Genomic DNA, 14827 nt, shown 5'->3' with positions numbered 1-14827 from the left:
CCTTTCTTAAGAAAATTATTTATCTAATAATTCACCAGATTTTTTTGCAATACGAACTTTTTTACCATCTTCTACTTTGAAGCCTACGCGAGTAGGTTCACCTGTTTTCGGATCTAAAATCATAACGTTAGAAACGTGAATAGGTGCTTCTTTAGTAATAATTCCACCTTGTGGATTTAATTGAGATGGCTTAGAGTGTTTTTTAACGATGTTAACACCCTCAACGATAACACGGTTTTGCTTTGGGAAAGCCACAAGGATAACGCCTTGTTTTCCTTTGTCTTTACCAGTGATTACCTGTACTTTATCACCTTTTTTTACATGCATCTTAATTCTGCACCTCCTTAGCAAGGCAATACCTTAAATTATAGAACTTCTGGAGCTAAAGAAACGATCTTCATGAAGTTGCTATCACGTAATTCACGAGCTACTGGTCCGAAGATACGAGTACCACGTGGGCTCTTATCGTCTTTAATGATAACCGCTGCGTTTTCATCAAATTTGATGTAAGAACCGTCCGGACGACGAGCTCCGCTCTTCGTACGTACTACTACTGCTTTAACAACGTCACCTTTTTTAACAACGCCACCTGGTGTTGCTTGTTTTACCGTAGCAACGATAATGTCACCAATGTTAGCATATTTACGACCAGAGCCGCCTAATACTTTAATTGTTAAAAGTTCACGTGCACCAGAGTTGTCAGCAACTTTCAAACGAGATTCTTGTTGGATCATGTTATGAAACCTCCCTTCGGACTAAAAATTCCGATTCGTCTATTTAGATAATAACCGCTTCTTCAACGATTTCAACTAAACGGAAACGCTTAGTAGCAGAAAGCGGGCGAGTTTCCATGATTTTAACGATATCGCCAAGTTTCGCTTGGTTTTGCTCATCATGGGCTTTGTACTTCTTAGAATACTTAACACGTTTTCCGTACAAGGAATGAGTTTTGTAAGTTTCAACTAAAACTGTAATCGTTTTGTCCATTTTGTCAGACACTACACGACCAGTATAAACTTTGCGTTGGTTACGTTCGCTCACTATGCAAACCTCCCCTCAATTTATCGATTAATTCCGATCTCTCTTTCACGAACTACAGTTTTCATACGAGCAATTGCTTTACGCACTTCACGAATGCGAGTTGGATTCTCTAATTGTCCTGTAGCAAGTTGGAAGCGAAGATTAAACAACTCTTCCTTTAAAGCTTTAACTTTTGTTTCGATTTCGGCAGTGGTTAATTCACGAATATCATTAGTTTTCATTAGATTCACCACCATTTTCTTCACGTTTTACGAATTTACATTTCACAGGTAACTTGTGAGCTGCAAGACGTAATGCTTCGCGTGCTACCTCTTCAGATACACCCGCGATTTCGAACATAATTTTCCCAGGTTTTACTACTGCTACCCAGCCTTCTGGTGCCCCTTTACCGGAACCCATACGTACTTCTAGAGGTTTTGCAGTGTAAGGTTTAGAAGGGAAAATTTTAATCCATACTTTACCGCCACGTTTCATGTAACGAGTCATTGCACGACGAGCAGCTTCGATTTGACGGTTTGTAATCCATGAAGCAGCTTGTGCTTGTAAACCGAATTCACCGAAAGCAATTTCAGTTCCACCTTTAGCACGACCACGCATTTTACCACGATGCTCTCTACGATATTTTACGCGTTTTGGCATTAACATATTATTTTCCTCCTTCCTCAGAAGCTTTCTTTTTTGTAGGAAGGACTTCTCCACGGTAGATCCATACTTTTACGCCTAATTTACCGTATGTTGTATCAGCTTCAACTGCTGCATAGTCAATATCAGCGCGAAGTGTATGAAGTGGAACAGTTCCTTCACTGTAAGATTCTGCACGAGCGATATCAGCTCCGCCAAGACGACCAGAAACCTGTGTTTTAATACCTTTAGCACCTGCACGCATAGCACGTTGAATAACTTGCTTTTGTGCACGACGGAATGATACACGGTTTTCTAATTGACGAGCGATGTTTTCGCCTACTAATTTAGCGTTAAGATCAGCTCTCTTAACTTCTAAAATGTTGATGTGTACACGCTTGCCTGTTAATTGGTTAAGAGCTTTACGAAGTGCTTCAACTTCAGTACCACCTTTACCAATTACCATACCAGGTTTTGCAGTGTGAATTGTAACATTTACACGATTTGCTGCACGTTCGATTTCTACTTTAGCAACAGCAGAATCTTTTAAGCGTACATTAATGTACTCACGGATTTTGATGTCTTCATGTAATAATGTAGCGTAATCTTTCTCAGCGAACCAACGAGATTCCCAGTCACGGATAACACCGACACGAAGACCAATTGGATTAACCTTTTGACCCATCGATTATCCCTCCTTCTTTTCTGATACCACAACTGTGATGTGGCTTGTGCGTTTGTTAATTTGGCTTGCACGACCCATTGCACGTGGACGGAAACGTTTCAACGTTGGACCTTCGTCAACGAAGACTTTTTCAACAACTAGGTTGTTAATATCCATCTCATAATTGTGCTCTGCATTTGCGATTGCAGATTTTAAAACTTTTTCTACAACTGGAGAAGCAGTTTTTGGTGTGTGGTTAAGGATAGCAATCGCTTCACCCACTTGCTTACCTCGGATTAAGTCTACTACTAAACGAACTTTACGAGGAGCAATACGAACTGTTCTCGCTACTGCTTTAGCTTGCATTGAAGTGCCTCCTCTCATTATCTTCTAGTTTTCTTATCGTCAGCAAGGTGACCTTTATACGTACGAGTTGGTGCGAATTCACCTAACTTATGGCCAACCATATCCTCAGTGATGTACACAGGTACGTGTTTACGACCATCATATACAGCGATTGTGTGTCCGATGAACTGAGGGAAGATTGTTGAACGGCGAGACCAAGTTTTAACAACTTGTTTTTGCTCAGATGCAACTAATTTTTCCATTTTGCTCATTAAGTGATCATCGACAAATGGCCTTTTTTAAGCTACGAGCCATTTTGGTGCCTCCCTTCGTGATTGGCGTACGGTTCTAGAAATGAACCGTACTACAATCCCATTATTTTTTACGACGACGAACGATAAATTTGTCAGACGCTTTGTTTTTCTTACGAGTCTTGAATCCAAGAGTTGGTTTACCCCATGGAGACATTGGAGACTTACGTCCGATTGGAGAACGACCTTCACCACCACCGTGTGGGTGATCAACCGGGTTCATTACAGAACCACGAACTGTTGGGCGTTTACCTAACCAGCGAGAGCGACCTGCTTTACCGATTTTGATAAGTTCATGTTGTTCGTTACCTACTTGACCGATTGAAGCGCGACAAGCAGATAATACAAGACGTACTTCACCAGAAGTTAAACGTACAAGTACGTATTTACCTTCTTTACCAAGTACTTGAGCAGATGTACCAGCAGAACGAACTAATTGTCCGCCACGACCAGGCTTAAGCTCGATGTTATGAACAACAGTACCTACTGGAATGTTGATTAATGGTAATGCGTTACCGATTTTGATGTCAGCTTCTGGGCCAGACATAACTTCCATACCTACTTCTAATGATTTAGGAGCAAGAATGTAACGTTTTTCACCGTCAACGTAGTTAATTAATGCGATATTCGCAGAGCGGTTTGGATCGTATTCGATCGTAGCAACGCGTCCTGGAATTCCATCTTTGTTACGCTTAAAGTCGATGATACGGTATTGACGCTTATGTCCGCCACCTTGATGACGTACAGTAATTTTACCTTGGTTATTACGACCAGCCTTCTTGCTTAAAGGAGCAAGTAAAGACTTTTCGGGTCTGTCAGTCGTGATTTCAGCGAAATCATTCGTAGTCATATTACGACGACCGTTAGTAGTTGGATTATACTTTTTAATTCCCATCTCAATTTCCCTCCTTCTTTAGTAAGAATTAAACGCCTTGGAAGATTTCGATTTCTTTGCTGTCAGCAGTTAGCTTAACGATTGCTTTACGACGACGGCTAGTAAAACCAGCGTGACGACCAACGCGTTTTGCTTTCGGCTTGTAGTTCATGATGTTCACTTTTTCTACTTTAACACCAAAGATCGCTTCAAGAGCATCTTTAACTTCTGTTTTATTAGATTTAACGTCCACATCGAACGTGTATTTTTTTTCAGCCATCATTTCCATAGAACGTTCAGTGATAACTGGGCGCTTAATGATATCACGAGGATCTCTCATTATGCAAGCACCTCCTCTACTTTTTCCACTGCCGCTTTTGTCATGATTAGCTTATCATGATGAAGCACGTCTAAAACGTTTACGCCATCAGCAGTGATTACTGTTACTCCAGGGATATTGCGAGCAGATAACTCTACAGATTCGTTTGCATCAGCAGTTACGATAAGAGCTTTCTTCTCAACAGTTAATCCTTTAAGTACTGCTAGCATGTCTTTTGTTTTTGGTGCATTTAATACTAGGTCTTCAAGAACTACAATGTTGTTCTCAACTACTTTAGTAGCTAATGCAGATTTAATTGCTAAACGACGAACCTTCTTAGGAAGTTTGTACGCATAGCTTCTTGGTGTAGGTCCGAATACCGTACCACCACCACGCCATTGAGGAGAACGGATAGACCCTTGACGAGCACGTCCAGTTCCTTTTTGACGCCATGGTTTACGACCACCACCGCGAACTTCAGAACGAGTTTTTACTTTGTGTGTACCTTGACGTAAAGATGCACGTTGCATCATTACAGCTTCGAAAAGTACAGCTTCATTTGGTTCGATACCGAAAATAGCTTCAGCTAATTCGATTTCACCAACCTGTGAACCAGTTTGGTTATATACAGTAACTTTTGGCATTGGAATTCCTCCTTCCTATTGTGAATTATTTGCTAACCTTCACAGCGCCTTGAACAACTACAAGAGATTTCTTAGCACCTGGAACGTTACCTTTTACTAGTAATAAGTTGCGCTCAGTGTCAACTTGAACGATTTCTAAGTTTTGGATAGTAACTTGGTCTCCACCCATACGTCCAGCAAGTTTTTTGCCTTTGAATACACGGTTCGGAGCAACTGGGCCCATTGAACCTGGACGACGGTGATAGCGAGAACCATGAGACATAGGTCCGCGAGATTGTCCGTGGCGTTTGATAACACCTTGGAAACCTTTACCTTTAGAAATTCCTGTTACGTCAACGATTTCACCTGCAGCGAAAACTTCAACTTTTACCTCTTGACCAACCTCTAATCCGTCCACGTCTGCATCGCGGATTTCGCGAATGAAGCGCTTAGGAGTTGTAGATGCTTTAGCAGTGTGGCCTTGTTCAGGTTTGTTAGTTAACTTTTCACGTTTATCTTCAAATCCTAACTGGATTGCATTGTAGCCATCAGTTTCAGTTGTTTTCTTTTGAAGAACAACGTTTGGATTAGCAGCGATAACTGTTACTGGGATTAACTCACCGTTCTCAGCAAATACTTGAGTCATACCGATCTTTCTTCCTAAGATTCCTTTGGTCATGAGTTACACCTCCTACATTTTTAAGTTATATAATTTATAGTTTAATTTCGATATCTACACCAGACGGTAAGTCTAAACGCATTAATGAATCTACTGTTTGTGGAGTAGGACTCACGATATCGATTAAACGTTTGTGTGTGCGCATTTCGAATTGCTCACGAGAATCTTTGTACTTATGAACAGCACGAAGAATTGTATAAATAGTCTTCTCAGTTGGTAATGGGATCGGACCAGAAACTGTTGCCCCAGAACGCTTAGCTGTTTCTACAATTTTCTCAGCTGATTGATCAAGAATACGGTGATCATAAGCTTTTAAACGGATACGAATTTTTTCTTTTGCCATTATTTTCCCTCCTTCGTTCGCCTATTTCTAAAATAGACCTTCTCCATGGAAATTTCCCCACACCATGCCATGGCAAAGCGGCCGGGTGTGTCAGCAACCTTCCACTTCATCGCAGTCAAAGACCAACATTGTCTATTATACAATGTTATTAGTCTAGATGCAAGCATCTTTTTGTTTGCATCTGCTTTTCTCTACTTTTGCTATTATACATGGCACTTTAAAGAATTTCAAGTTTTCATCTACTAGAATTCATTTTACAGTTTTTGGGTTTCGTTTTAATGTTTTTATATACTATAGAAGAAACTCGTCAAAACATAAAGATATCATCCAATTCATTATATAAACACAAATAAAACCCCCAAGGGAAATCCCTTGGGGGGTTTTATATCAGTTAAGATTACTCAACGATAGTAGCAACTACACCGTAACCTACTGTACGTCCACCTTCACGAATAGAGAATTTAGTTCCCTCTTCGATAGCGATTGGAGCGATAAGTTCGATAGTCATTTCGATGTTGTCACCAGGCATTACCATTTCAGTACCTTCTGGTAATTGGATGATACCAGTTACGTCAGTTGTACGGAAGTAGAACTGAGGACGGTAGTTAGCGAAGAATGGAGTGTGACGTCCACCTTCTTCTTTAGATAATACGAAAACTTCAGCTTTGAATTTAGCGTGTGCTTTTACAGAGCCAGTTTTAGCAAGAACTTGTCCACGTTGGATGTCTTCACGAGCAACCCCACGAAGAAGAGCACCGATGTTGTCTCCAGCTTGAGCTTGGTCAAGAAGTTTACGGAACATTTCTACACCAGTTACAGTTGTAGAAGCATTCTCTTCAGCAAGACCGATGATTTCTACTACGTCACCAACTTTAACGATTCCGCGCTCTACACGACCAGTTGCAACTGTACCACGACCTGTGATAGAGAATACATCCTCGATAGGCATTAAGAATGGTTTGTCAGTTTCACGTTCTGGAGTTGGGATGTAAGCATCAACTTCAGTCATTAATTCAATGATTTTTGCTTCCCAATCAGCTTCTCCTTGAAGAGCTTTAAGAGCAGAACCTTTGATTACAGGAATGTCGTCGCCTGGGAATCCGTATTCAGATAATAGGTCACGAACTTCCATTTCTACTAATTCTAATAATTCTTCGTCGTCAACCATGTCGCATTTGTTTAAGAATACAACGATGTAAGGAACACCTACTTGACGAGAAAGAAGGATGTGCTCACGTGTTTGAGGCATTGGGCCATCAGCAGCAGATACTACTAAGATACCGCCGTCCATTTGAGCAGCACCAGTGATCATGTTTTTAACATAGTCAGCGTGACCTGGGCAGTCAACGTGTGCATAGTGACGAGTTTCAGTTTCGTACTCAACGTGTGCAGTTGAGATTGTGATTCCGCGCTCTCTTTCTTCTGGAGCAGCGTCGATTTGATCGTATCCGCGTGCTTCAGCACCACCAGCTTTTGCAAGAACTGTAGTGATCGCAGCAGTTAATGTAGTTTTACCATGGTCAACGTGGCCGATTGTACCGATGTTAACATGGGGTTTAGAACGTTCGAATTTAGCTTTAGCCATTCTAAATTCCTCCTTAGTTTATATAGGTTATTTTATATTTAGACTAGAAAGCGAAACTTACGTCCCACTTTCTAAGCTTACATAAGTAGTTATACTCGAACAATTGATAAAAATCAATTATTCGCCTTTATTTTTTTTAATAATTTCTTCTGAAACAGACTTCGGTACTTCTTCATAATGATCAAATGTCATTGAGAATGTTCCGCGTCCTTGAGTGTTAGAACGTAATGCTGTCGCATAACCGAACATTTCAGAAAGCGGAACCATAGCGCGAACAACTTGTGCGTTACCGCGAGCTTCCATACCTTCTACACGTCCACGACGAGATGTTACGTCACCCATGATGTCTCCCATGTATTCTTCAGGGATTACAACTTCAACTTTCATCATTGGCTCAAGAATTACTGGGTTACATTTAGAAACCGCAGCTTTAAGTGCCATAGATGCAGCGATTTTGAACGCCATCTCAGATGAATCGACATCATGGTAAGAACCGTCAACTAATGCTGCTTTAATGTCAACTAGTGGGTAACCAGCTAGTACACCATTTTTAAGTGAGTCTTCAAGACCCGCTCCAACAGCTGGGATGTATTCACGTGGAACTACACCGCCGACGATTTTGTTTTCGAATTCAAATCCTTTACCTTCTTCGTTAGGTGCAAACTCAATCCAAACGTGACCGAATTGTCCACGTCCACCAGATTGACGAGCAAACTTACCTTCAACTTTCGCAGCAGCGCGGAAAGTTTCACGGTATGCTACCTGAGGAGCACCAACGTTTGCTTCGACTTTGAATTCACGGCGCATACGGTCAACGATGATATCAAGGTGAAGTTCACCCATACCAGCGATGATAGTTTGGCCAGTTTCTTGGTCAGTGTGAGCACGGAATGTTGGATCTTCTTCAGAAAGCTTAGATAATGCTGTACCCATTTTATCTTGGTCAGCTTTAGATTTTGGTTCGATAGCTACAGAGATAACTGGCTCTGGGAATTCCATAGACTCAAGGATAACAAGACTCTTCTCGTCACAAAGAGTATCACCAGTAGTAGTATCTTTTAAACCTACAGCAGCAGCGATATCACCAGCGTAAACTGTTGAAATCTCTTCACGGCTGTTAGCGTGCATTTGTAGGATACGTCCTACACGCTCACGCTTACCTTTAGTTGAGTTTTTCACGTATGATCCAGAGTTTAACACACCAGAGTACACACGGAAGAACGTTAACTTACCAACATAAGGGTCAGTCATGATTTTGAATGCTAGAGCTGCGAATGGTTCTTCATCGCTAGACTTACGTTCTACTTCTTCATCTGTATCCGGAAGAGTACCTTTAATAGCAGGTACATCTAATGGAGATGGTAGGTAGTCGATAACTGCGTCTAACAGGATTTGAACACCTTTGTTTTTGAATGCAGAACCACAGATTACTGGGAAGAATTCTACAGAAGTTGTAGCCTTACGGATACCAGCTTTAAGCTCTTCTACAGTGATTTCTTCACCTTCTAGGTACTTCATCATCATTTCTTCATCAAGCTCAGCTACCGCTTCAATAAGCTTTCCACGGTATTCTTCAGCTAGTTCTTTGTGCTCTTCAGGAATTTCGACACGCTCGATGTCTGTTCCTAAATCGTTACCGTACATGTAAGCACACTCTTCAACAAGATCAATGATACCATTGAACTCATCTTCAGCACCGATTGGTAACTGAATTGGATGTGCGTTTGCTTGTAAACGATCGTGGATTGTTCCTACAGAGTATAAGAAATCTGCACCGATCTTATCCATTTTGTTAACGAATACGATACGAGGTACACCGTAAGTAGTAGCCTGACGCCAAACAGTTTCTGTTTGTGGTTCTACACCAGATTGTGCATCAAGTACTGCTACCGCACCATCAAGTACGCGTAAAGAACGTTCTACTTCTACTGTGAAGTCTACGTGTCCTGGAGTATCAATGATGTTTACACGGTGACCTTTCCATTGAGCTGTAGTTGCAGCAGAAGTAATTGTGATACCACGCTCTTGCTCTTGCTCCATCCAGTCCATCTGAGATGCACCTTCATGAGTTTCACCGATTTTATGAATACGTCCTGTGTAATACAGAATACGCTCAGTTGCTGTTGTTTTACCAGCATCGATGTGAGCCATGATACCAATATTACGAGTGTTTTCTAAAGAGAACTCTCTTGTCATTTGGTGTCTTGCTCCTTCCATATATGGATTGGATTTTTTATTTTAAGTAGCAAAAAAGCCACTTTATATTGTTACATATGCCAGTGTCCAGTACCCTCATTATGTAAAACGAGCGCCCAACGAAAGGGAGAGGCATTCTCCCTCTCCACACTTCCATAAGCGACAAATAAAGCGGTTTATGCTTACATTTATTTTACGTTGAATCCTACCAACGGTAATGAGCAAATGCTTTGTTAGCTTCTGCCATTTTATGAGTGTCTTCACGTTTCTTAACAGATGCACCAGCGTTGTTAGCTGCATCTAAGATTTCGTAAGCTAGACGCTCTTCCATAGTTTTTTCACCACGAAGACGAGCATAGTTTACTAACCAGCGAAGACCTAAAGTTGTACGGCGTTCTGGACGAACCTCAACTGGAACTTGGTAGTTAGCACCACCAACACGACGAGCGCGTACTTCAAGAACAGGCATGATGTTCTTAAGAGCTTGCTCGAATACTTCCATTGGTTCTTTATCTGAACGTTCACGAACGATATCGAAAGCGTTATAAAGAATTGTTTGAGATTTACCTTTTTTACCGTCAACCATCATTTTGTTGATAAGGCGTGTTACTAGCTTAGAATTGTACATTGGATCTGGTAACACGTCACGTTTCGCAACAGGTCCTTTACGAGGCATATTGAGTTCCTCCTTTCATTATAAGTTTATTATTTTTTAGCAGGTTTTGGTCGCTTAGTACCATATTTAGAACGTCCTTGCATACGTTTGTCAACACCAGCTGTATCAAGCGCTCCACGAACGATGTGGTAACGTACCCCTGGTAAATCCTTTACTCGACCACCGCGAATTAATACTACGCTATGCTCTTGTAAGTTATGACCGATACCTGGGATGTAAGCTGTAACTTCAATCCCGTTTGTTAAACGTACACGAGCGTATTTACGTAACGCTGAGTTAGGTTTCTTTGGAGTCATTGTACCAACACGAGTACATACACCACGTTTTTGAGGTGCAGAGATATCAGTTGATTTTTTCTTTAAAGAGTTAAAACCTTTGTTTAACGCAGGTGATTTAGATTTCCATACTTTATCAGTACGACCATTTCTCACTAATTGGTTAATAGTAGGCATTTGATTATCCTCCCTTCGCATGTTTGTATGACCACATATCCAGGTGGTTCATTATTAGTTGAAAACAAAGTTTTTGCAAGGAAGAGCAAATGCTCTCTCCTCACAAAAACAGTTTTAACTTATTATTCCTATTGCTGAAGCTCCCACTTGAATCCCCGAAACTTTTCCAAGCTTACGAACTGATTCAACTTTTGTTATGGGTATGTTATGTTGCAAAGCAGTGCGAATGATAACATGGGTTAACCGCACATCAGCATCTTCTGCAATAACAACTTCTTTAACTATACCATTTTTGATTGCTTCCAATGTTCGTTTATGACCAACGACTACATTTTCAGCATTTGACACTTTTTGATAAGACATATAAATATCCTCCAAAGCATCGTTCAGGAGCAACCTTGATTATAGTAACATTTTGACTCATACAATGTCAACTAGGATTAGCTGTTTTTATACAAAATTTACGACGGAAAATTTTACTGTTCCACATAAACTTCATCGTTTTCTACATTCATGTTATCTTGTGTTGTTTTTACAAGATCCACTTTACGATAACGATTCATACCTGTTCCAGCAGGAACAAGCTTACCGATAATAACATTCTCTTTCAATCCTAGAAGCTCATCGCGTTTACCTTTAATTGCTGCATCCGTTAAAACACGAGTTGTTTCTTGGAACGAAGCTGCAGATAAGAACGAATCTGTTTCAAGTGAAGCTTTTGTAATACCAAGTAGAACAGGTCTAGCTGTCGCTGGTTGTTTACCTTTCAGTAACACCTTCGCATTCGCATCAGTAAACTGATGGATATCTAGTAATGTTCCTGGTAATACATCTGTTTCACCTGCATCACTTACACGAACTTTACGTAGCATTTGGCGTACCATTACTTCTACGTGTTTGTCACCAATTTCTACCCCTTGCATACGGTATACTTTTTGAACTTCACGTAATAAGTATTCTTGCACTGCTGTAATGTCCGTTACTTTTAGTAATTCTTTCGGATCAATAGAACCTTCTGTTAACTCTTTACCGTGGCTAATTGGCTGTCCTGGAGTTACTTTCAGACGAGCACCGTAAGGAATAGCATACGTACGAGCTTCAACTTCACCCTGTACAACTACTTCTTGGCGATCTTTAACATCGTTGATCGCTGCGATAACACCGTCGATTTCACTGATAACTGCCTGACCTTTCGGATTACGAGCTTCGAAGATCTCTTGGATACGAGGTAAACCTTGAGTGATATCATCTCCGGCAACCCCACCTGTATGGAATGTACGCATCGTTAACTGTGTACCTGGCTCACCGATAGATTGAGCTGCGATAATACCTACCGCTTCTCCTACTTCTACGTCTGTACCAGTTGCTAAGTTACGACCGTAACACTTCTTACATACACCGTGGCGAGTGTTACACGTGAACGCTGAACGAATGTTTACAGTTTCAACACCCGAATTTTCAACGATATGAGCGATATCTTCAGTAATTAATTGGTTTTCACTAACTAATACTTCACCTGTTTCAGGATGTTTTACAGTTTTTCTTGCAAAACGTCCAACAAGACGATCATATAATGACTCAATTACTTCATTACCCTCTTTAATCGCACCAATTAATAGACCACGATCTGTTCCACAATCATCTTCACGGACAATTACATCTTGTGCAACGTCTACAAGACGACGCGTTAAGTAACCAGAATCGGCAGTTTTAAGTGCTGTATCGGCAAGACCTTTACGCGCACCATGCGTAGAGATGAAGTACTCAAGTACTGTTAAACCTTCACGGAAACTTGATTTAATTGGAAGTTCGATAATACGACCAGATGGATTGGCCATCAGACCACGCATACCAGCAAGCTGAGTAAAGTTCGATGCGTTACCACGGGCACCGGAATCACTCATCATGAAGATTGGGTTGCGTTTATTCAAGGATTTCATCAGTTTTCCTTGGATAACATCTTTTGCATTACTCCAAATAGAGATAACGCGATCGTAACGTTCTTCTTCCGTGATTAAACCGCGACGGAATTGTTTAATTACATTATCTACTTTTGCTTGTGCTTCATGGAGAATTTCATCTTTTTCACCTAATACAAGAATGTCAGATACCCCAACTGTAATACCAGCCTTTGTAGAGTACTTAAATCCTAAGTTTTTCATACGGTCAAGCATGCGAGATGTTTCCGTAATTTGGAAACGTTTGAATACTTCCGCAATGATGTTACCAAGGATCTTCTTGCTAAATGGTGCCACTTCTTCGCGACTAGCAATAATTTCTTTAATGTTCGCACCTTTTTCAACGAAATATTCCGCTGGTGTTTCTTTTTCAAGGTTTGAGTTTGTCGGTTCATTAATATAAGGGAACGACTCTGGTAAGATTTCGTTAAATATTAATTTACCAACTGTTGTTAATAGAAGCTTACCCTTTTGCTCTTCAGTAAACGTTACGTTATTTACTGAACTTGCAGCAACTGCAACACGTGTGTGCAGATGTACATATCCATTTTGGTATGCAAGTATTGCTTCGTTTGCATCTTTGAAGACCATACCTTCACCGATTGCGCCTTCACGCTCAAGTGTTAAGTAGTAGTTACCTAATACCATATCCTGAGATGGAGTAACAACTGGTTTTCCGTCTTTTGGATTCAAGATGTTTTGTGCCGCTAACATAAGAATACGAGCTTCTGCTTGTGCCTCTGATGATAACGGAACGTGAACCGCCATTTGGTCACCGTCAAAGTCCGCGTTGTATGCAGTACATACAAGTGGATGAAGACGAATTGCGCGACCTTCTACTAATGTAGGTTCAAACGCCTGGATACCAAGACGGTGAAGTGTTGGTGCGCGGTTTAGAAGTACTGGATGCTCTTTAATCACAGATTCTAAAACGTCCCAAACTTCAGGGTGTACACGCTCAATTTTACGTTTCGCACTCTTAATATTGTGTGCTAAGCCTTTTCCAACTAACTCTTTCATAACGAAAGGTTTGAACAGTTCAAGCGCCATTTCTTTCGGTAATCCACACTGGTACATCTTTAAGTTCGGTCCTACAACGATTACAGAACGGCCAGAGTAGTCAACACGTTTACCTAATAAGTTTTGACGGAAACGTCCTTGTTTACCTTTAAGCATGTGAGATAGTGATTTTAATGGGCGGTTACCTGGTCCAGTAACCGGACGGCCACGACGGCCATTATCGATTAATGCGTCTACAGCTTCTTGTAACATACGTTTTTCGTTTTGAACGATGATGCTTGGAGCACCTAGGTCCAATAGACGTTTTAAACGGTTGTTACGGTTAATTACACGACGATATAAGTCGTTTAAGTCAGAAGTAGCAAAACGTCCACCATCTAACTGTACCATTGGGCGTAGTTCTGGTGGGATTACTGGTAGAACATCTAAGATCATCCAAGATGGTTCATTTCCAGAGTTGCGGAATGCTTCTAATACTTCTAGACGTTTAATAGCACGAGTACGGCGTTGTCCTTGTGCTGTTTTTAATTCTTCTTTTAAGAAGTCTACTTCTTTATCTAAATCGATGTCTTGTAGTAGCTTTTTAATCGCTTCTGCACCCATAGCAGCTTGGAATGTGCTACCATATCGATCACGATATGCACGGTATTCTTTTTCAGAAAGTAATTGCTTCTTATCAAGTGGTGTATCTCCACTTTCTGTTACAACATAAGAAGCGAAATAAATTACTTCTTCAAGCGCGCGAGGGGACATGTCTAAGACAAGTCCCATGCGGCTCGGGATACCTTTGAAATACCAAATATGAGATACAGGAGCAGCTAATTCAATATGACCCATACGTTCACGACGTACTTTTGCACGCGTTACTTCAACGCCACATCGATCACAAACTACACCTTTATAACGTACACGTTTGTATTTTCCGCAATGACATTCCCAGTCCTTTTGTGGTCCGAAAATACGCTCACAGAACAAGCCATCTTTTTCAGGCTTTAACGTACGATAGTTAATAGTTTCTGGTTTCTTAACTTCACCGTATGACCAAGAACGAATCTTGTCAGGTGAAGCAAGTCCAATCTTCATATATTCAAAGTTATTTACATCTATCAAGGGGCCTACC

Annotated in this window: 18 protein-coding genes and 1 pseudogene; all 19 read right to left on the bottom strand. The window is 40.9% G+C overall.

Features of this window, described 5'->3' with window-relative positions:
• Nucleotides 1-15: 15 nt before the first annotated feature.
• Nucleotides 16-327: a 50S ribosomal protein L24 gene (gene rplX, locus BCG9842_RS00655; RefSeq protein ID WP_000558200.1), complete on the bottom strand. Its 312-nt coding sequence runs from the start codon at nucleotides 325-327 to the stop codon at nucleotides 16-18.
• Between the two features lie 38 nt (nucleotides 328-365).
• Nucleotides 366-734 (bottom strand): 50S ribosomal protein L14, encoded by a 369-nt coding sequence (gene rplN / locus BCG9842_RS00650; RefSeq protein ID WP_000615912.1) that lies wholly within the window; start codon nucleotides 732-734, stop codon nucleotides 366-368.
• Nucleotides 735-777: 43 nt separating this feature from the next.
• The gene (rpsQ, locus tag BCG9842_RS00645) at nucleotides 778-1041 is read right to left on the bottom strand and encodes a 30S ribosomal protein S17 (RefSeq protein WP_000004106.1); all 264 of its coding nucleotides are present in this window, start codon (nucleotides 1039-1041) and stop codon (nucleotides 778-780) included.
• Between the two features lie 20 nt (nucleotides 1042-1061).
• A complete protein-coding gene (gene rpmC, locus BCG9842_RS00640; protein ID WP_000855718.1) occupies nucleotides 1062-1262 on the bottom strand; it encodes a 50S ribosomal protein L29 in 201 nt (66 codons plus the stop codon).
• On the bottom strand, nucleotides 1252-1686 hold the full coding sequence (rplP, locus tag BCG9842_RS00635; protein WP_000928969.1) for a 50S ribosomal protein L16: 435 nt from the start codon (nucleotides 1684-1686) through the stop codon (nucleotides 1252-1254). The genes rpmC and rplP overlap by 11 nt, the downstream gene beginning before the upstream one ends.
• Nucleotide 1687: 1 nt before the next feature.
• Nucleotides 1688-2347 carry a 30S ribosomal protein S3 gene (rpsC, locus tag BCG9842_RS00630; RefSeq protein WP_000529956.1) on the bottom strand — a complete coding sequence of 220 codons (660 nt, stop codon included), beginning with the start codon at nucleotides 2345-2347 and terminating at the stop codon, nucleotides 1688-1690.
• A gap of 3 nt (nucleotides 2348-2350) precedes the next feature.
• Nucleotides 2351-2692, bottom strand: a complete 342-nt coding sequence (gene rplV, locus BCG9842_RS00625) for a 50S ribosomal protein L22 (protein ID WP_001148024.1) — start codon at nucleotides 2690-2692, stop codon at nucleotides 2351-2353.
• A gap of 17 nt (nucleotides 2693-2709) precedes the next feature.
• A pseudogene (rpsS, locus tag BCG9842_RS00620) lies at nucleotides 2710-2986 on the bottom strand (30S ribosomal protein S19).
• A gap of 60 nt (nucleotides 2987-3046) precedes the next feature.
• Entirely contained in the window at nucleotides 3047-3877 is an 831-nt protein-coding gene (gene rplB, locus BCG9842_RS00615) for a 50S ribosomal protein L2 (RefSeq protein WP_000511583.1), read from the bottom strand.
• Between the two features lie 28 nt (nucleotides 3878-3905).
• On the bottom strand, nucleotides 3906-4196 hold the full coding sequence (gene rplW / locus BCG9842_RS00610; protein ID WP_001205558.1) for a 50S ribosomal protein L23: 291 nt from the start codon (nucleotides 4194-4196) through the stop codon (nucleotides 3906-3908).
• Complete coding sequence (rplD, locus tag BCG9842_RS00605; RefSeq protein WP_001127258.1) at nucleotides 4196-4819, bottom strand: 50S ribosomal protein L4; 624 nt, start codon at nucleotides 4817-4819, stop codon at nucleotides 4196-4198. The genes rplW and rplD overlap by 1 nt, the downstream gene beginning before the upstream one ends.
• A gap of 25 nt (nucleotides 4820-4844) precedes the next feature.
• Complete coding sequence (gene rplC, locus BCG9842_RS00600; protein ID WP_000160209.1) at nucleotides 4845-5477, bottom strand: 50S ribosomal protein L3; 633 nt, start codon at nucleotides 5475-5477, stop codon at nucleotides 4845-4847.
• Between the two features lie 34 nt (nucleotides 5478-5511).
• On the bottom strand, nucleotides 5512-5820 hold the full coding sequence (gene rpsJ / locus BCG9842_RS00595; RefSeq protein WP_001040595.1) for a 30S ribosomal protein S10: 309 nt from the start codon (nucleotides 5818-5820) through the stop codon (nucleotides 5512-5514).
• A gap of 397 nt (nucleotides 5821-6217) precedes the next feature.
• Complete coding sequence (gene tuf, locus BCG9842_RS00590; protein WP_001029617.1) at nucleotides 6218-7405, bottom strand: elongation factor Tu; 1188 nt, start codon at nucleotides 7403-7405, stop codon at nucleotides 6218-6220.
• A gap of 117 nt (nucleotides 7406-7522) precedes the next feature.
• Nucleotides 7523-9601 carry an elongation factor G gene (gene fusA, locus BCG9842_RS00585; RefSeq protein WP_000196384.1) on the bottom strand — a complete coding sequence of 693 codons (2079 nt, stop codon included), beginning with the start codon at nucleotides 9599-9601 and terminating at the stop codon, nucleotides 7523-7525.
• A gap of 205 nt (nucleotides 9602-9806) precedes the next feature.
• The gene (gene rpsG, locus BCG9842_RS00580; RefSeq protein WP_001137492.1) at nucleotides 9807-10277 is read right to left on the bottom strand and encodes a 30S ribosomal protein S7; all 471 of its coding nucleotides are present in this window, start codon (nucleotides 10275-10277) and stop codon (nucleotides 9807-9809) included.
• 29 nt (nucleotides 10278-10306) lie between these two features.
• The gene (gene rpsL, locus BCG9842_RS00575) at nucleotides 10307-10729 is read right to left on the bottom strand and encodes a 30S ribosomal protein S12 (protein WP_001142341.1); all 423 of its coding nucleotides are present in this window, start codon (nucleotides 10727-10729) and stop codon (nucleotides 10307-10309) included.
• A 114-nt stretch (nucleotides 10730-10843) separates the two neighbouring features.
• On the bottom strand, nucleotides 10844-11092 hold the full coding sequence (locus BCG9842_RS00570) for a 50S ribosomal protein L7ae-like protein (RefSeq protein WP_000121833.1): 249 nt from the start codon (nucleotides 11090-11092) through the stop codon (nucleotides 10844-10846).
• Between the two features lie 113 nt (nucleotides 11093-11205).
• Nucleotides 11206-14817: a DNA-directed RNA polymerase subunit beta' gene (gene rpoC / locus BCG9842_RS00565; protein ID WP_000567944.1), complete on the bottom strand. Its 3612-nt coding sequence runs from the start codon at nucleotides 14815-14817 to the stop codon at nucleotides 11206-11208.
• Nucleotides 14818-14827: the final 10 nt, after the last annotated feature.

Origin of the sequence: Bacillus cereus G9842 (assembly GCF_000021305.1) — a bacterium.
GTDB classification, from domain to species: Bacteria; Bacillota; Bacilli; order Bacillales; family Bacillaceae_G; genus Bacillus_A; species Bacillus_A thuringiensis_S.
The sequence above is the reverse complement of the archived record's forward strand: the minus strand, read 5'-3'. Positions and strand labels throughout refer to the sequence as shown.